Below are 18,022 nucleotides of genomic sequence, written 5' to 3' on the forward strand. Positions count from 1 at the left end.
CCTAGATGCCGGCTTTGGCGAGTGCGTCGATGAGCTGGCGCACGGCGGTGCCGACCGCCGGATGCTCGGCTTCGAAACCCACCGCCAGCTGCTCGAGCCGTTCGGTGAGCGGGTGATCTTCGTTGTCGAGCGAAGCCGCGCCCAGCAGACGCGTCAGGTCGTTGAGCAGCAGCATGAGCGAATCGCGCGTGCGCGAGTCGAGCGCGTCCCGGTCGAGCTGTTCCAGCCTGGTGTGCAGGGTGAGGATGTGCTGTTGAATGTCTTGATTCACTGAGTCTCTCCGTTGAGCGTCGCGTGCGCAGCTTAGCGCGGCGCCATCATGTCTTTTTTGGTATATCCGGCCGGGATGTCGAACATCGAGGCCGCGACCGTCTCGGTGCTGATGTCGCTGAGGCTGGTTTCGTTCTGCGCCTTGCCGTCCACGAAATGCCGGCTGATCACCGGGATGCCGCCGATCGCCTCGAAGTTCTGGATCTGTTTCTGCGCCATCTGTTTCAGCCACGGCGCATCCATGCTGGCCATCATGTCGTTCACCAGGAGCGACATTTTCCTGGCGGACGCCATCAGCTCGGCCGAGCCCTTCAAGGCGTTGGCCGGCACCACGCACAGCTCATCGGTGAGCACACCGGCTTCGCGCACTTCGACATAAGTACAGCCGTAGCCGTTGATCTTGTCATTGCGTGAGGTGCGCTTGATTTCCGGCGCCGGCTGGGCCTCGCCGTTGGGGATCCGGGTGCCGAGCATCTTTTCCATCTGCGCGCGCTGCTCGGGCGTCATGGTTTTCATGCGCTCCTGGAGCATCTGCAAGGCCGGGTTGAGCTGCTCGGCCATGCGCTTCATCGAGGCACGGTCCATGGCGACGTAGCTCTTGTCCTTGTGGCTGATCGCGTAAATCGTGTCGTCCCGGAAGATCATGGTCGACCCACTGGTCGGTTCTTTGCTTTGGGTCTCGACCCGCATCATCCCGCCCTGCGCCCAGGTGCTGATGGCGGTGGCCTTGCCGCCCGACAGGTCGCGGCTCACGGTCTCCAGCTTGGTCCCGGCGTGCGCGGCGGCAACGGTCAGCAACAGCAATGGCAGGGTGCGGACGAGCATGGAAATCCCTCCTGAGGTGGCTCGATTCTACCCGCTCGGGGCCGACTCAGCGCGGCCGGGGTTTGGCGCGGGCCGTGGCCTGGGCGGTGAGCGGATCGTCCGGCCAATAATGCTTGGGATAGCGGCCTTTGAGCTCCTTTTTGACATCCAGGTAGCCGCGCGCCCAGAAGCTCACCAGATCGCGCGTCACCTGAACGGGGCGGTGGGCGGGCGAGAGCAGGTGGAGCGTCAGCGGCACGCGGCCTTCCGCGACGGTCGGTGTTTCGTGCATGCCGAAGACTTCCTGCAGCCGAACGGCGACAGTCGGTGACTCTTCGGTGTAATCGATGGGAATGCGCGAGCCGCTCGGCACCTGCAGATGCGTGGGCGCGAACGTTTCCAGGCGCTGCTGCGCGTTCCAGTCGAGCAATGACATCAATATGTCATGCAAATCCAGACGCGCCAGATGATCGCGACGGCTCATGTCGTCGAGCCACGGGGCCAGCCATTCATCGAGATGTTCCATCAGAGCCGCATCGCTCACGTCCGGCCACGGCGCCGGCGCTCGTTCGTCGAATCGTTTTGCAAAAATCAATCGGGTTTGCAGCGCGCGGGCGGTCTTGGTCCAGGGCAGGGCGCCGAGGCCCAGCTCGCGAACGCCCGCCAGCATGGCCTCCAGCATCCGGGTTGGATCGGGCTTGTCGATTCGACGTTCGTATAATTTCAACGCGCCGAGCCAGCGCTCATCCTGTGCCGCCACGCTCTGTTCGCGCGAGCTCCACTCGAAGCGTTCGCGATGCTCGATGTGAGTGGCGAAATCGGTTTCGAGCAGCTCGCGCGTGAGCGGCGCGGCGAGCCGGATCATCGCCTCGCGATCGCCCGCGTCGAGATCGGCGACCACCAGAAATTCCGCCTGCGACAAGCTTTGCGCCGGCGGCAATTGCGCGCCGCGGCCGCTCGATAGCAAATATCGGCCGCCGGTGCCGCGTGATTGAGCGATGCGGTCGGGATAGGCGAGCGCGAGCAAGCGACCGACGTCGAAGTCGCCGAGTTTCGCGCTCTCGCCGCGCCCACCGGTCGATCGCTCGTTGCGCGATGGCTCGAGCTGCCGCTCGAGCAGTTCGATGCTGCGAAGGGCTCGCTGCTTCGCGCCTTGATCGACGAACACATTCGCCGGCAGGCCGCGTTCGCCGCGCAGTGCTTCGACGCGAAAGCGCAGGTCGACGTTTCTATCTTGACCTTGAGTGCGTAGGAAGTCGCGCTCGCCGAGCACGGCGGCAATCTGCAATGCTGTGGTTTGCAATCCCAACTCGGCGCCTCGCACCACCATATGCGCGAGTCGAGGATGCGTTGCCATTCGTGCCAGCGCACGACCATGTTCGGTCACGCGGCCATCGGCGGCGATGGCGTCGAGCGAACGGAGCAGATCGCGAGCCTGCGCGAATGTCGCCGCCGGCGGCGGATCGAGCCAGCGCAGCGCGGACGGATCGGCGATTCCCCAATTTGCCAGCTCCAACGCCAACGGTGCCAGATCGGCGCCGACAATCTCCGGCGCGGTTTGCGCCGGCAGCGCTGAGTGTTCGACTTCACTCCACAGTCGATAGCACACGCCTGCTTGAATTCGGCCCGCGCGCCCGCGTCGCTGATCGGCGGATGCGCGAGAAATGCCGCCGAGCTCGAGGCGGCCCATGCCGGTGACCGGATCGAAACGTGAGCGTCGCTCCTGGCCGCTGTCGGCGACGATGCGCACGCCTTCGATGGTGAGGCTGGTCTCCGCGATATTGGTCGCGAGCACGATCTTGCGTTCACCGCTGCGGCTTGGCTGGATCGCCGCGTCCTGTTCTTGCGGCGACAATTCGCCGAACAGCGGCAACACTCTCACGCCTGCTGGCAACGATGTTTCTTCCAGGAAACGCTGCGTGCGACGAATCTCTCCCTGACCGGGGAGAAACGCGAGCACATCGCCGGGTTCGTCTTCGATGGCACGCGCGATGGTTCGAGCGACGATCTGCGCCATGTCTTCGTACTGCGGGCGCGTGCTGCGCGTATCGAGACGTTCGCGATAGTGCGTCGTCACTGGAAACGCGCGACCCTCGGAGGTAATGATCGGCGCATCGCCCAGCAACTTCGCGACCGCCGTGCCGTCGAGCGTGGCCGACATCACCAGCAGGTGCAGATCTTCGCGCACTGTTTCCTGAGCATCCAGGCACAGCGCCAGGCCGAGATCGGCGTTCAGGCTGCGCTCGTGGAACTCATCGAAGATCACCAGCGCGACGCCTTCGAGCGTCGGGTCGCGTTGTAGCCAGCGAGTCAGAATGCCTTCGGTCACGACTTCGATGCGCGTGTCCTTGGACACCTTGGTTTCGAGCCGCGTACGAAAGCCCACCGTGCGCCCGACCGGTTCACCCAGCGTCTGCGCCATGCGAGTGGCAACCGCGCGAGCGGCGAGACGACGTGGTTCGAGCATCACGATGCGAGCGTCACCACGCCAGGGCTCGCCCAGTAACGCCAGCGGCACGCCGGTGGACTTGCCCGCGCCAGGAGGGGCTTGCAACACGACATTACGATGGTCGGTCAGGGCACGCCGCAGGTCGGGCAACGCCGCTTCGATGGGTAGAGTGGCTGATCGGTTCACGCCGCCATTATCGACCATCCTCCCTGTCAATCACGAGAGGCCGGTCCGTACAGCGAAACCGCTGCGCGCCTGGCCGGGTGTGGTTCCTTTCAGCCGCTGTGTATGACTACACTCCCGGCGCCAATTCGAACTCGCATACGGCGGTCGTCGCAGACCCTGGACGCGGCGCGCCGGAACATCATCTCAATCGGTTTTGGGGGAAGCATGATGCTCGCTCGTCGGTTCTTCTGTTCGTTGCTGCTCGCGTTGGTCGTCGGCAGCGTCGGCGCCGCCGATCTCGGCACGGCCCGGCCCGAAGCCGTCGGCATGTCGTCGCAACGACTCAATCGGCTGACCACGGAAATGAAAGCCCTTGCCGAGCGCGGCGACGTGTCGGGCGTCGTGACCATGGTCGCGAGGAAAGGCAAGGTCGTACAGCTGGAAGCGGCCGGCAAGCGCGAGCTGGAAGGCGGCACGCCCATGCAGAAGGACTCGATCTTTCGCATCTATTCCATGACCAAGCCCATCACCGGCGTCGCCATGATGATCCTGTTCGAGCAGGGCAAGTGGCAGCTGAACGACCCGGTGTCCAAATATATTCCCGAGTTCGCCGACCTGAAGGTCGCGAAGGTCGACCCGGCCAGTGGCGCGGTCACGACCGTGCCCAGCAATCATCCGATGACCATGCGCGAGCTGATGTCACATTCGGGCGGTCTCACTTACGGTTTCTTCGGCGGCACCTCGGTCGACAAGCACTACGTCGAAAACAACGTGTTCGATCAGACTCAGCCCATGCAGACCTTCATCGAACGCCTGGGCAAGGCGCCGCTGCTGTTCCAGCCCGGCGAGCGCTGGCACTACAGCGTGTCGGTGGATGTGCAGGGCTATCTGGTGGAGAAACTGTCCGGTCAGTCGTTCCCGGAATTCCTGCAGGAACATGTATTCGGACCGTTGCAGATGGTGGACACGGGGTTCTACGTGCCGGCCGCGAAGATGAATCGCCTGGTCGAGTTCTATTTCCGCGGCAAGGATGGCAAGAGCGTCAAGCATCCGAACGTCGCCGATTATTCCAAGCCGCCGGTGTTCCCGTCGGGCGGTGGCGGTCTGGTGTCGACGGCCAGCGACTACATGCGCTTCTGTCAGATGCTGCTCAATGGCGGCGCGCTGGACGGTCAGCGCATTCTGTCGCCGCTCACCGTCAAGCTCATGCGCACCAACATGCTGCCCGAGTCGGCGCGCACGATGGGTCCGGGCACGGGCTTCGGCCTGGACTTCGCGGTGATCGAAGACCCGGCGGTGGCCGGCGGCTATGCCGGCGAAGGCACTTATTTCTGGGGCGGTTACGCGGGCACCTGGTTCTGGATCGATCCGGTGTACCAGCTGATCGTCATCGGCATGATCCAGCAGCGCGGCGACGACCTGCCCGATTTGCGCCTGTTGTCTCGATCGCTGACTTATCAAGCCATCGTCGCAGAATAGCCTCGCGACGTTTATCCAAGGGCGGGCGGCTTCCGGGCTGATCTTCGCCCGGAAATGTAACTTATTGTTCACTTAGCGACTTCCGCCGGCCGCCGGGACCTTCCTGACAACTTCGTAAGGTGCTCGTCATGTTCCGGTGCCGGCCGTTGGGCTATGTTGCTGCGGGCCTCCTCAGAGGCTGTCCAGTCCATCGCTATGTCTATCCGACTCCCCAATTCTCGCGGCGCCGTCCTCGGTGCTGTCGCCTCCGTGGCCGTGGTCGTGCTGCTCGCCTGGAGGATGTTGTCCAGTTCGCTGGCCGCCGATCCGCCGCATGGGCCACCGCCCGTGCCGGTGTCGGTCGTGTCTGTCGAGCAGAAGGATGTGCCGCAGCTGGCCGCGGGTATCGGTACGGTTCAGTCGCTGCACAACGTGGTCCTGCGGCCGCAGGTCAGTGGCATCGTCACCGAAGTGCTGTTCGAGGAAGGGCAGCAAGTGAAGCGCGGCCAGTTGCTCGCGCGCATCGACGATCGCACCATCCTCGCCAATCTGCGTCAGGCCGAAGCGGAGAAGGCGCGTAACGAGGCGCAGCTGAAAGCGGCCAATCTCGATAAGTCACGTTACGACAATCTGCTCGCCGAAGAAGCGATTTCACGACAGACCGTCGAGCAACAGGTCGCGCTGGTCGAGCAGCTCGAAGCAGCGATCCGCGCCAATGAAGCGACCATCGCGGCTCAACAGGTTCAGCTCTCCTATACGAAGATCACATCGCCGGTGAACGGGCGCGTCGGTCTGCGTCACGTCGATCCGGGCAATCTGGTTCAGGTCGGCGATACTCAAGGCCTGGTGACGGTCACGCAGGTCGATCCCATCTCGGTCATTTTCACGCTGCCTCAGGAATTGCTGGGTCGGGTGCAAGGCCTGACCAATGGCAAACCTTTCGCTCAGGTGGGTGCCTTCAATCGCGATGGTGGCGTGCTGCTCGCCGAAGGCAAGCTCACCACCATCGACAATCAAGTCGATGCGAGCACCGGCACGATTCGGATGCGCGCCGAGTTCGAGAACTCACAAGGCATGCTGTGGCCGGGTCAGTTTGTGACGATTCGTTTGCAGACGGGCGTAAGCGGCAACGCGCTCGTCGTGCCGGCGCGTACCGTGCGTCAGGGATTGGAAGGTCCGTACGTATTCCGGATTCGCGAGCAGAAAGCTGAAGTCGTGCCAGTACAGGTCGGCTACAGCAACGATGAGATCGCGGTCATCACCGCAGGGGTCGAGAAGGGCGACAGCATCGTGACGGATGGCCACTCGCGACTCACACCGAACGCACATGTGACATTGGTCGACAGTCCCTCGGCCATGGTTTCCGATGCGCAGACGAAGCCGCGCGTGCAAGGGAGCGCTGGTCGATGACCGACACTCCGCCCGTGACAAGCAGTCGCGCGCAGACACATCTCACGCGACCGGGCCTGTCCGATTGGTTCATCAAACATCCGATCGGCACCACGCTGCTGACCATCGGCATCGTGCTGTTGGGCATCGTCGCGTTTCCGTTGCTGCCGGTCGCGCCGATGCCGGAAGCCGAGCTGCCGACCATGCAGATCAGCGCGAGCCTGCCCGGCGGCAGCCCGGAGACCATGGCATCGGCGGTCGCGACGCCTTTGGAAGTGCAACTCAGCTCGGTGCCCGGCATCAGCGAGATGACTTCGACCAGCTCGCTCGGCAGCACCCAGATCACGCTGCAGTTCGTGCTCAACAAAGATATCGACGTGGCCGCGCAGGAAGTGCAGGCGGCGATCAATGCCGCGTCCGGCCGGTTGCCGTCGGATCTGCCCAACCTGCCGACCTGGCGCAAGGTCAATCCGAACGACAGTCCCATCCTGGTCGTGCGCATGCAATCGGAGCTGATGACGCTCACCGAGTTGAGCGATATCGCCGAGACCACCATCGCGCGCCAGCTGAGTCAGATCGATGGCGTCGCGGAGATTCCGATCAACGGCCAGCGCAAGCCGGCCATGCGCATTCAAGCGGCGCCGGAAAAACTTGCCTCGCTGGGCCTGACGCTGGCCGATCTGCGTCAATCGATTCAAGCCGCCAGCGTGAATCAAGCCAAGGGCGCGTTGTTCGGCGCCGATCGCGTATCGACGCTGCAGACCAACGATCAGATTTTCACGCCGGCGGATTACGACAACCTCATCGTCGCGTATCGCGACAATGCACCGGTGTTCCTGCGCGACGTGGCCAAAGTCACTTTCGGTGCCGAGAACGAGTACGTACAGGCCTGGCAGAACGGCAAGCCCGGCATCATGTTCATCATTCGTCGTCAGCCCGGTGCCAACATCGTCGCGACCGCCGACCGCATCCGCGAGGCACTGCCTCATCTGCGCGAGCTGTTGCCGGCCAGCGTCGAGCTCGAAGTCATCAACGACCGCACGCGAACCATTCGCGCGTCGCTGCATGAAGTCGAAATCACGCTGATCGTGACGGTGCTGCTGGTGGTCGTCGTAATGGGCGTGTTCCTGCGACAGCTGTCGGCGACCGCCATCGTGGCGTCGGTGCTCGGCGTCGCGCTCATAACGACCATAGGAGCCATGTATCTACTTGGCTTCAGTTTGAACAATCTCACCCTGGTGGCGCTGGTGGTCGCGGTCGGCTTCGTGGTCGACGACGCCATCGTGGTCGTGGAGAACATCCACCGGCATCTGGAGGCCGGCGAATCCATGCTGGACGCCGCCCGCCAGGGCGCGGCGGAAATCGGCTTCACCGTCGTGTCCATCAGCTTCTCGCTCATCGCCGCGTTCGTGCCGCTGTTGTTCATGGGCGGCGTCGTGGGCCGGTTGTTCCGTGAGTTCGCGGTGACCATGACGGTCGCGATCCTGATCTCGGTGGTGGCGTCGCTGACGCTCGCGCCCATGCTGGCATCGCGCTTCATGAAGCCCATGAAACATCACGAGGGTGGCAGTTTCTCGCAGCGCTTGATCGCGCGGTACGACCGCGGCTTGAAGTGGGCGCTCGCGCATCAGCGCACCGTGCTGGCCGGTTTCGGTGCCACCGTCGCGCTCGCGGTCGTGGGTTATGTCTTCGTGCCGAAAGGCTTCTTCCCTCTGCAGGATACAGCTTTCATCTTCACCACCACCAAAGGTGCCGACGACGTCTCCTACGAGGACATGAAGGCCAAACAACAGCAGATTGCCAACATCATCGCGCAGGATCCAGCGGTGCAGGCGGTCGCGCATGTGGTCGGTGCGTCGGGCATGGGCAATTCGAGCATGGCGAGCGGTCGCATCTTCGTCGTGATGAAGGATCGTGGCGATCGTGACGTGTCCTCGGAAGGCTTCATCGATCGCATGCGTCCGAAAGTGTCGGGCGTGCCGGGCATCCAGGTGTTCATGCGCACCGCGCAGGACATCAACCTCGGTGCGGGCGGCGGTCGCGCCCAGTATTTATATGTGCTGAAGGGGCCGGAGAGTCGCGAGCTGTCCGAATGGTCGCGTAAGCTGGCTGAGGAGCTGCAAGGCTCAGCGCAGTTGCGCGACGTTTCGGATGATTTGCAACTCGGTGCCGCGATCACTCGCTTGAACATCGATCGTGCCGCCGCTGCAAGGTTCGGCCTGCGGGCCGCCGATATCGATCAGGTGCTGTACGACGCCTTCGGGCAACGGCAGATCAGCGAGTATCAGACCGAGACCAATCAATACAAGATCATCCTGGAGATCGATCCCAGTCAGCGCGGCCGGGCCGACAGTTTGCAGAACTTTTATCTGCGTTCGCCGCTGACTGGTCAGATGGTGCCGCTCTCGTCGGTCGCTCGAATGGAGCCGCCGGCCTCGGGTCCGCTGGCGATCACGCATGACGGCATGTTTCCTTCGGTCACGATCTCTTTCAATCTGGCACCTGGCGTGGCGCTGGGTGAGGCGGTGACCCTGATCGAACGTACCCAGGCTGAGATCGGCATGCCGACCGCCATCACCGGTAACTTCCGCGGCACGGCGCAGGAGTTCCAGAAGTCGCTGGCGACGCAGCCGCTGCTGATTCTGGGCGCGTTGATCGCGGTCTACATCATTCTCGGCGTGCTGTATGAAAGCTTCGTGCATCCGCTGACGATTCTTTCGACGCTGCCGTCGGCCGGCGTCGGCGCGGTGCTGGCGTTGTGGCTGACCAGGACGGACTTTTCCATCATGGCGCTGATCGGCGTGGTGTTGCTGATCGGTATCGTGAAGAAGAACGGCATCCTGATGGTGGACTTCGCGCTGGAGCGGCAACGCAAGGACGGCTTGTCGCCACTCGATGCGATTCACGAGGCGTGCCTGGTGCGCTTCCGTCCCATCATCATGACGACGCTGGCCGCGATGCTGGGCGCGATTCCGTTGATGCTCGGTTTCGGCACGGGCTCGGAGTTGCGTCAGCCGCTGGGCGTCGCCATCTTCGGTGGTCTGGTCATCAGCCAGATCCTGACGCTGTTCTCGACGCCGGTGATCTATCTGGCGCTGGATCGGCTGTTTCATAGGAAACAGCGCGAGGCCGAGCCGCCGGAAGTGTTGCCGCAGCCGGAGCCGGCGCGATGAGTGACCATGTCAAACCCCAGTCTCGACTCTCGCGCGAGCTGAGCTCATATCCGACAGCACGTAGCGGCGACTTTCGCTTGCGCGCCGCTTGCAGCGGGCGCTCGCTGGTTCGATCAGTATCGGCGGTCGCGCGAGGCGGCGTGGCTCGAGCAATGTCGGCGGTTGCGCTAGGCGCCGTGCTGGCCGCCTGCAGCGCGCCGGTGAAGCAGCTGCCTGCCGATATCCAATCTTCGTGGATCGACGAGCAGCGGGCGACGATTGCGGCGGACGCGGCGGCGTTGACGTGGTGGAAAGCGTTCGACGACTCGACCATCGATCAACTGGTCGATCTCGCTCAACAGCGCAATCTCGATCTGCGGGTCGCGGAGGCTCGCGTGCGGGAGGTGCGTGCTCAGCGTCGTGCCGCGCTGGCGAGTCTGGCGCCGGAGATCGATGCTTCCGTCGATGCCGATCGCTCGCGCGCGCGTCGCCAGGGATCGGATACGACCGCGATTCAGGACAACGCCTCGGCAACTGCGGGCGCCAGCTGGGAGATCGATCTGTTCGGCCGGCTGCGCGCCGAAGCTCGCGCTGCCAAAGCCGAGCTGCAAGCAGTGCAGGCGGATCGCGATGGCGTCCGGCTGACGTTGATCGCCGAGGTCATTCGCAACTATCTCGAGTTCCGGCTCTATCAAGTGCAGACCGAGCTGTCGCTGCGAAATGCGCAGGCTCAGCAGGAAACGGTCCGCATCACCCAGGCCCGCTTCAACCAGGGTATGGCCAGTCGGTTGGATCTGGAACGCACGGTGTCGGCGTTGCGGACCACTCAAGCGCAGATCCCGCAGTCTCGCGAGCTTGCCGAGTCGGCGCGCTATCGCCTGATCCTGCTGACCGCATCGACGCCGGATGCTCTGAATCCGCTATTGCCCACGTCGACGACCGATCCGGGCGCGCTGCCCGACAGCGATGCCGAGCGCGTGCTGCTGACGCCCGCCGACGTCATTGCGCGCCGCCCCGATGTGCAAGCCGCCGAGCGGCGCTTGCTCGCAGCGGCGGAACAAAGGAACGTCGCGGCGGCTTTGCGTTACCCACGAATCACGCTGGCGGGCTTGATTGGTGTAGAAGACAATCGCGTCAGCGATCTGCTAGATAACGGCTCGCGGACCTGGTCGGTCAGCGCCGGCCTGCTGGCGCCGTTGATCGATTTCGGCCGCATCCGCGCGGCGATCGACGCGGCCGATGCGGTTCAGGAGCAGGCTTATTTGACGTACGAGCAGACCGCGCGCACGGCACTCCAGGAAACGCAGACGGCGCTGGTTCTGTACACGCAGGGCAAGCTTCGGCAACAGGAATTGTCGCAAGCCGCGGACTCGGCGAGGCGCGCTGCTCAGCTCGCGCGTCGCCAGTACACCGCAGGTGCTTTGTCACTGCTCGAAGTACTCGATGCCGAGCGCAGTGTCTATGCAGTCGAATTGAATGCGGCACAGGCCACCGCGGATGTTTCCATCCGGCTGGTGAATGTTTATGAATCGATGGGCCTGGTGCCGCCGACCGGAGGATGAGGGCCTGTGAACACTCATTGGATGGGCTGCGTTGCGCCTCCAATCGCCTGCAGCAAGGCGCAAAGCTTGCCCTCGCGTAGCGAGGGCAAGCTTTGTAACGCAGCGGCAGGCCCATGTTTTCATGAGAATCGGGAGGCGCAACCCTCTTATGAATGAATATTGTTATATGGGACGAGCTATTGCGGTTCAGGACGTCGTTACTCCTCCCTTATGTACGGAGAGTACACGGCGGTCGTCGCGCCTAGCCCTGAACCGCAATAGCTCGTCGCAGTCCATCCAATGAGTGTTCACAGGCCCTGTATTTCACGCCGTAGCGACGATGCCATGAAAGTTCTGATCGTGGAAGACGAGCCGAAAACGGCCGACTATCTCGAGCGAGGTCTGCGTGAGCAGGGCTACGTCGTGGATGTCGCTCGCGACGGGCTCGATGGTAAACACATGGCGCTGGAGTACGAGTACGACGTGATCGTGCTCGATGTGATGTTGCCGGGCACGGACGGCTTCTCGGTCCTGCACGCGTTACGCGAACAGCGCCAGACGCCAGTAATCATGCTGACGGCGCGCGATCGCGTGGATGATCGCGTGCGCGGCCTGCGCGAAGGCGCGGATGATTATCTGGTCAAACCGTTCTCGTTCCTGGAGCTGGTGGCGCGCTTGCAAGCGTTGACCCGTCGCAGTCGCGGTCAGGAAGCCATGCAGTTGCGCATCGCCGATCTGCAGATCGATCTGCTGGCTCGCAAGGCCTGGCGCAACGGTCAGCGTCTGGATCTCACCGCGAAAGAATTCGCGTTGCTGGCCGCGCTCGCGCGTCGCAAGGGCGAGATTCTGTCCAAGACGACCATTGCCGAGCTGGTGTGGGACGTGAATTTCGACAGCGACACCAATGTCGTCGAAGTGGCGGTGAAACGCTTGCGCAGCAAGCTCGACGATCCGTTCAAGCCAACGTTGCTGCACACGGTGCGTGGCATGGGTTACGTGCTCGAAGTCCGCGACGAGCAGGGCGAAGACACATGAAGCTGTCGATCAGCAAGCGCCTCGCCGCGATGTTCGCCGTCGCCAGCTTCGTGATGCTGGCGGTGTTGAGCATCGCCATGCATGGCTTGCTGAAGCGTGAGCTGGAGCGTCATCAGAGCAACGAGCTGCACGCGCGCTGGACGATGTACAAACCCATCGTCGTGCGCAATGACGACGTGGAGCATTGGCAGTATGTGCGCCAGAAGTTCGACAACTCCATCTCGGAGAACAACCGCGTCAGCCTTTGGGTGCAGGGTGGCGACCCGCACTTTGTCTACGGCTCGCCGCTGACCGACGAACAACGTCACAGCATGGGCGCCAACGGCTTCGGGCAAGTCAGGTTGCCCGGGCACGAAGCGCCGCTGAAAACGTATTCGGCTGAAGTGGAAGCGCACGGCGAGCGCCCAGCGGTGCTGTTGACGGTGGGCATCGACTCGACGCCGTTCGTCGAGACGCTGCAAGCCTTCACGGTCGGATTGATTGCGTTGACCGTCGTGGGCGCGCTGGGCGCGGCGGGGCTCGGCTATTACATCGCGGGCGTTGGCCTGCGGCCGGTGGAGCGGCTGTCGCGAGAGGCGCAGGCGTTGTCGCCGGGTTATCTGTCGCGTCGTCTGCAGACCGATACGCTGGCGCCGGAGCTCTCCGAGCTGGCCGATTCTTTCAACGGCGCGTTGTCGCGACTCGAGACGGCGTATCAACAGCTCGAGGCCTTCAACGCGGATGTGGCGCATGAGTTGCGCACGCCGCTCGGCAACTTGATCGGTCAAACGCAGGTCACATTGTCGCGCGAGCGAAGTCTCACGGAACTAAAAGAAGCGCTGCACTCTAACCTTGAGGATCTCGAACGGCTGCGAGCCATCGTCAACGACATGCTGTTCCTGGCTCGTGCGGATCGCGGAGAACGCGCGCCGAACCGGGTCGAGGTGTCGATAGCGCAGGAAGTGGCGCACGCCGTCGAGTATCTGGAATTCATCTTTGAAGAAGCTGGCGTCAAGGTGCGCATCGAGGGCGATGCCCAGGCCAGTATCGAGACTTCCCTGTTTCGGCGCGCTGTGACCAATCTGTTACAGAACGCCGTCCAGCACGCCCCGCGCGGTGCCGAGATTGTCGTGTTCGTTTTACAGCAGCCAGGCGCGATTCGCGTCTCGGTGCAGAACACCGGCCCCGGTATCGCGCGGGAGCACCTTTCGAGGCTGTTCGACCGTTTCTATCGCGTCGACAGCTCCCGCAGCGGCAGCCGTGAGAATCACGGCCTCGGCCTCGCCATCGTGCGCGCGGTTGCCACCATGCATGGGGGTACTGTGTTTGCGGAGAGCGAGAGTGGGGCTACTACTATTGGCTTTACAGTAGCGGCCTGAAGACCCACCCCCTGGCCCCCTCCCGTGCACGGGAGGGAACAGATTCAGGGCGTGATGTTCATTCCAGCGTAAACCACTGCACTTCGACGCGTCGGTTCAACTCGCTGTTCGGACCGGCGGGCTCTTCCCAGCCGCGACCGACGGCTTCGATGCGTGAAGGATCGATGTCCTTGTGACGGGCGCGCAGCGCTTCGCTGACGGCGAGGGCGCGCTGACGCGACAGTTCCATGGCCTTGAGCGCCATGCTCTTCACCAACTGCTCGCCACCTTGATCCCGGAATTCGTTGACGCGCGCGTTGTCGACGTGACCGCGCAGGAGCACGGTCGAACCGGGGCTCACCTGCAGGAAGCGCTTGATGGTGTCCAGATATTCCTGATTCTTGATCTCGGTCTTGTCGAGCTTGGCGGAGTTCGCTTCGAAGAAGAAACGAATGTCCTTGCTCAGCAGCGGATCGCCTTCGAGCGAGGCTTGCGTGCTGGTCTTGATCGGCGCGATCGCGATGGTCTGATCGGCGAACAGACCTTTCTTGGCCAGCGCATCGAGCGCGGTGACATCGGCGAAGCGAGACGCATCGGTGGGGTTCTTGATCACACTGCCGTACGCCAGCACCGACGACTGGAAGATGCCGCCGAACGAGCCGGCAGAGTCGATGGTGCCGGAGAAGAAGGCGCGGTTCTCGGGAAGGTTCGCGAGATGCACGCGGGAGAGTTCGTCGCGAGCGTCTGCGTCGCTCCAGCCGAACGCTTTGGCGACGATGCCGATGTTCGCGGCTTGCTGGTCGCGCAAGCGGCGATTGCCTTCGAGGATGCCGTGCACGAGGCCGCGCACCATGTCGGGATTCGCGCGGGCGAAGCCGCCGTTGACGGCGAGCACGTCGGCGATCACCAGCAGGTTGCGGTTGGACACGAGCACTTTCGCGGCACCGTTCGAACCCTCGACGACTTCATCCGTGAACGGCGTCCAGCCCACGCAGCCGTTCAAACGCTGCGAGCCGGCGAGCTCATGCTCGTACGCTTTGCAGGCGATGGAGGCGTCGTCGTAGAACACCAGGCCGAGCTCGCTGGAGGAGGGCTTCGAGTCCAGGTCTCGCAGCACGGTGACAGGCACGCCGGCTTCTTGAGCGAGGTAGCGAATGAAGAACTCGCTTTCGTTGAACTGCGAGGCGGCGAGCACTTTGCCCGCGAGCTGATTGACGGAGGCGACACCGCGATCGACGACCACCATATCGGCGCCACGTGAGTAGCCGATCTGCACAGGAACGACGGCGTCGAATTGCCGCCCGAGCACGGCGAGTGCGTCGGTGGTCGTGGCGGTGGCCGCGAGGCGGCCGTTGTTCAACGCCGACCAGGTTTCGCCTTCGCTCTTGGTGATCTTCACCTTGAAGCCGTATTCCTTGGCGAAGATGGAGTCGGGATTCGGCTCCAGGCCGCCGTTGGCGACGATCAGGCCGCCGTAGCCGGCGTACTCGCTGATATCGATTTGCAGCACATTGTCCTTGGGGACGTAAGTGGCTGCGGCGTCCAGTGGCGGTGTGCCGGTTACGGGCTCAATGGGCGTGGGTGCGCCACCGTCGTTGCTCTTGGCTTTGCCGGCAGCTTGAGAGGTTGGCGTGCCCGAAGTGCTCGCGGACTCGGCGCCGTCGCCGCCTTTCTTGCCGAGCCACAAATAAACGCCCAGGCCGATGATGCCGACCAACAACACCACCGTGATGATGTTGCCCGCGGCCGAGCCGCGTTGGATCAGCCGTGATTTCAGGTTGCTCATTGAAGAGGTCCTTGCTGAGAACTCTGTTCGATTCATTACTGCGCCACTCGTTCGCGCCGACGTTTCGTCGCGCTCGCGCGCGGCTGAAGCAGATCGGCCGGCGGCGGCTCGTCGGTGAGGCCTTCCAGGCCGGCGAACAACTCGCGTTGATCGCGCAGCCAGCGATTCGCTTCGTTCAACGAAGCCGACAGCGCATCGAGCGACGACGCGACGCTGTGTTCATCGGTCGCGAGCAGCGCCTGCTCGCGCACCAGCGAAACCTGTTGGCGCAATCGTTCCAGCTCCGCCTCGACCAACTCACGCCGACGCTGAGCATCCGTGTGGCCGGCGCGCCGGGAGCGGAGGACTTCGAGTTGTTGCTCCAGGCTGCGCTTGAGCTCCTCGCCGATGGAGTCCTCGGACAGCCGGTCGATGACCCGGCGCTCCTGTTCTTCGAGCGCGCGCTTGTCGCGCTCGGCCGAGCTGATGACTTGCAGGATCGAGGCACGCGCGGCCAACAGCTTCAGATGCAGCCACGCCATCTGCCGCACATCGCTCTTCTGCATCTCCGTCGCACCCGTGCGCGACAGCAGATCGACGATCTCCCGCGCCTGCGATTCGATCGACTCCTGGCGACGGCGAGCCTCTTCGTCGAGGTGATCGCTGAGCGCGTTGTAACGCGCCACCCAATCGTCACCTTTGCCTTCCGAATCGACCACGGCCCGGAAGCGTTCGTTACGAGACAGCGTCCATAGATACAAGCCTTCCAGTCCGGCGCCGATCAACCACAGCCCAGGATTCACAAACGCGCCCAGCAAGGCGAACGCCGCGAGGCCGAACCAGTTCGGCGGCAGGGGCATGCCGAAAGGGCGGGCGTTGAAAGCCGCGGCGAGGTAAGAGCGTTGGCCGCTCATGGGATGGCGTTGGGCTCGGCGTATTTGTGGAACGCCGGCGGAACGAAGGCAAGGTCGGTGGCTTCGCGGATCGAGATGCGCATCTGGAATTCCAGCACGTCGGACGGCACCGGGTTTTGATAACCGACCAGACACGCATCCAGCGCGGCGCGCGGCTCCAAGCTCTCAGTGCGAACACGTCGATAAGCTTTCACGACCAGAGCCTCAGCGGCGCCCGGCGTCAGCAGCAAGGGCATGCGCGATTCGAGCGCGGTGAGGTCTGCGTCGTTCAATTGCAGCCCGTACCGCTTGGCCAACGCTCCGATCAGCGCGGAGCTTTCAGCATGAGTGCTGGTCGGCAGCAGCGGCACCTTCACATCGACACGGCCCGGACGTTTCAAGTCGACTTCGATCAAGTCCGGCCGCGACGACGCGAGAATCCACAACACGCGGCCGCGATTCGACGAGTCCGACATTTCCTGAGCGATCATCGAATACAACCGGCCCGACAAGCCGCTGTCGCCGCTGCCCGAGTCTCGCCGGCCGAGCGTCTGATCGGCCTCGTCGATGAACACCATGCAGCGGCCGAGCGCCCGAATCAGCCGGAAGATCTTTTCCAGGTTGCCTTCGCTCGACCCCACCCAGCGGTCGCGGAAGTTCTTGAGCTTGACGACCGGCACGCCGGCCTCGCCGGCCAGGCATTCGACCAGAAACGTTTTGCCGGTGCCGACCGGGCCGCACAGCAGATAACCCATGGGCAGCGCTTTGAGATCGCCGGTCTGCCATAGCTTGATGTCCTGACGCAGCCAGCGCTTCAGCGCTTCCTGGCCGTGATAGGCATCGAGGGTGCGAGCGGACTCGATGAATTCCACCAGACCGGCGGAGTCCCGCTCCACCAGCTCTTTCTTGATGCGAGTGAGATCGGCAGTGGTCAGTGCCTGACCGGAGTGGTCGCGGACCTTCACCAGGCTTTCCAGCGCAGAGATCGTCACACCGACCAGCGCCGCACCGATCTGCGCGAGATTCGCGTCGGCGGGAAAAGCTTTCGGCTCGTGAGTGCGCAGAAGGGTCAGCGCGCGTTCGATCTCCGCCGAATCCGGCAACGGCACGCGAATGCGCGAGGCGTGCGTGCTGAACGCGATCAGCGGCTCGACGTCGTTGAGATTGTCGGCGATCAGAATGCTCGTGAACGGCAGGTCGGCGAACGGCGCTTCCGACGACCATTCGCGCAGCACGCTGGTGAGACTGCCGTGCTCGAAGCCCGCGCCATCGGCCGGCACGATGTGATCCACGCCACGCAGAATGACCGCAACGTTTTCTTTCACTTCGCGACCGATCGCGCGCAAGTTACCAAGATATCGCAGGTAGCGACTGAGCCACTGCAGTGCCGGCTGCGGCTCGCGCGGCAGAGACTGCAAGGCCGCACCGGCCCATTTCTCCACCAGCTCGCCACCGCGTTCGATGGTCAGCCCGTTGCCGAGGTCGTACGAGAGCACGACCTGAAAGCTCGATAGAAGATGATTCTCGAGATAACCGGCGAGCCCGACCAGCTGCGCGCCGACGGCAATCCGGTCATGCACGTTGCCGTACAGGATGAATTGACCGCTCGCGCCGCTTTCGTAGGCGAGCGCGAGCTCGTTCGCCCAAGCCGGAGCTCCGTGCGGTGCTGGCATCGCGCCCCCTTAACCTTCTCGAGCGCAGCGTGGGCCCACGGCCCTGCGGCTCGATCCAGTTGATCTTACGTTCATCGCGGTGCTCAGGCTC

General features: G+C 63.4%; 12 protein-coding genes. 6 read left to right on the forward strand and 6 right to left on the reverse strand.

Going from position 1 to position 18,022, the window contains the following annotated elements; translation table 11 throughout:
• Position 1 precedes the first annotated feature (1 nt).
• From EKO19_RS38495 to hrpB, 3 genes are read right to left on the reverse strand one after another with little or no spacing between them, the layout of a single operon-like run.
• On the reverse strand, positions 2-271 hold the full coding sequence (locus EKO19_RS38495; protein ID WP_157995529.1) for a DUF4404 family protein: 270 nt from the start codon (positions 269-271) through the stop codon (positions 2-4).
• 32 nt (positions 272-303) lie between these two features.
• Positions 304-1,095: a DUF4412 domain-containing protein gene (locus tag EKO19_RS38500; protein WP_157995530.1), complete on the reverse strand. Its 792-nt coding sequence runs from the start codon at positions 1,093-1,095 to the stop codon at positions 304-306.
• Between the two features lie 46 nt (positions 1,096-1,141).
• Complete coding sequence (gene hrpB / locus EKO19_RS31520) at positions 1,142-3,709, reverse strand: ATP-dependent helicase HrpB (RefSeq protein WP_246039005.1); 2,568 nt, start codon at positions 3,707-3,709, stop codon at positions 1,142-1,144.
• Between the two features lie 204 nt (positions 3,710-3,913).
• On the opposite strand from hrpB, the gene EKO19_RS31525 reads away from it, so the two are divergent.
• From EKO19_RS31525 to EKO19_RS31550, 6 genes are all read left to right on the forward strand, one after another.
• Positions 3,914-5,167: a serine hydrolase domain-containing protein gene (locus EKO19_RS31525; RefSeq protein WP_157995531.1), complete on the forward strand. Its 1,254-nt coding sequence runs from the start codon at positions 3,914-3,916 to the stop codon at positions 5,165-5,167.
• Between the two features lie 195 nt (positions 5,168-5,362).
• Complete coding sequence (locus EKO19_RS31530) at positions 5,363-6,556, forward strand: efflux RND transporter periplasmic adaptor subunit (RefSeq protein WP_129781404.1); 1,194 nt, start codon at positions 5,363-5,365, stop codon at positions 6,554-6,556.
• Entirely contained in the window at positions 6,553-9,708 is a 3,156-nt protein-coding gene (locus EKO19_RS31535) for a multidrug efflux RND transporter permease subunit (protein WP_129781405.1), read from the forward strand. Before EKO19_RS31530 ends, EKO19_RS31535 begins: the two co-directional genes overlap by 4 nt.
• Before the next feature lie 140 nt (positions 9,709-9,848).
• Positions 9,849-11,249, forward strand: a complete 1,401-nt coding sequence (locus EKO19_RS31540; RefSeq protein ID WP_157995532.1) for an efflux transporter outer membrane subunit — start codon at positions 9,849-9,851, stop codon at positions 11,247-11,249.
• Between the two features lie 324 nt (positions 11,250-11,573).
• Positions 11,574-12,263, forward strand: a complete 690-nt coding sequence (locus tag EKO19_RS31545; RefSeq protein ID WP_129781407.1) for a heavy metal response regulator transcription factor — start codon at positions 11,574-11,576, stop codon at positions 12,261-12,263.
• Positions 12,260-13,621 carry a heavy metal sensor histidine kinase gene (locus EKO19_RS31550; RefSeq protein WP_129781408.1) on the forward strand — a complete coding sequence of 454 codons (1,362 nt, stop codon included), beginning with the start codon at positions 12,260-12,262 and terminating at the stop codon, positions 13,619-13,621. The genes EKO19_RS31545 and EKO19_RS31550 overlap by 4 nt, the downstream gene beginning before the upstream one ends.
• Positions 13,622-13,679: 58 nt before the next feature.
• Here the strand turns inward: EKO19_RS31550 and EKO19_RS31555 are convergent, their stop codons facing one another.
• The 3 genes from EKO19_RS31555 to EKO19_RS31565 are packed head-to-tail and all read right to left on the reverse strand — an operon-like array spanning position 13,680 to position 17,931.
• On the reverse strand, positions 13,680-15,386 hold the full coding sequence (locus EKO19_RS31555; RefSeq protein WP_157995533.1) for a phosphate ABC transporter substrate-binding/OmpA family protein: 1,707 nt from the start codon (positions 15,384-15,386) through the stop codon (positions 13,680-13,682).
• A 35-nt stretch (positions 15,387-15,421) separates the two neighbouring features.
• A complete protein-coding gene (locus EKO19_RS31560) occupies positions 15,422-16,279 on the reverse strand; it encodes a hypothetical protein (protein ID WP_129781410.1) in 858 nt (285 codons plus the stop codon).
• Entirely contained in the window at positions 16,276-17,931 is a 1,656-nt protein-coding gene (locus EKO19_RS31565) for an AAA family ATPase (RefSeq protein WP_129781411.1), read from the reverse strand. The genes EKO19_RS31560 and EKO19_RS31565 overlap by 4 nt, the downstream gene beginning before the upstream one ends.
• Between the last annotated feature and the right edge of the window lie 91 nt (positions 17,932-18,022).

The sequence above is a fragment of the Peristeroidobacter soli genome, assembly GCF_004138485.1.
Lineage (GTDB): Bacteria > Pseudomonadota > Gammaproteobacteria > Steroidobacterales > Steroidobacteraceae > Steroidobacter > Steroidobacter soli.

Excerpts from the sequence above, each read along its gene's own strand:
- EKO19_RS38500 (WP_157995530.1), bottom strand. The coding sequence starts at position 1,095 with ATGCTCGTCCGCACCCTGCCATTGCTGTTGCTGACCGTTGCCGCCGCG.
- EKO19_RS31525 (WP_157995531.1), top strand. The coding sequence starts at position 3,914 with ATGATGCTCGCTCGTCGGTTCTTCTGTTCGTTGCTGCTCGCGTTGGTC.
- EKO19_RS31530 (WP_129781404.1), top strand. The coding sequence starts at position 5,363 with ATGTCTATCCGACTCCCCAATTCTCGCGGCGCCGTCCTCGGTGCTGTC.
- EKO19_RS31535 (WP_129781405.1), top strand. The coding sequence starts at position 6,553 with ATGACCGACACTCCGCCCGTGACAAGCAGTCGCGCGCAGACACATCTC.
- EKO19_RS31545 (WP_129781407.1), top strand. The coding sequence starts at position 11,574 with ATGAAAGTTCTGATCGTGGAAGACGAGCCGAAAACGGCCGACTATCTC.
- EKO19_RS31550 (WP_129781408.1), top strand. The coding sequence starts at position 12,260 with ATGAAGCTGTCGATCAGCAAGCGCCTCGCCGCGATGTTCGCCGTCGCC.
- EKO19_RS31555 (WP_157995533.1), bottom strand. The coding sequence starts at position 15,386 with ATGAGCAACCTGAAATCACGGCTGATCCAACGCGGCTCGGCCGCGGGC.
- EKO19_RS31560 (WP_129781410.1), bottom strand. The coding sequence starts at position 16,279 with ATGAGCGGCCAACGCTCTTACCTCGCCGCGGCTTTCAACGCCCGCCCT.
- EKO19_RS31565 (WP_129781411.1), bottom strand. The coding sequence starts at position 17,931 with ATGCCAGCACCGCACGGAGCTCCGGCTTGGGCGAACGAGCTCGCGCTC.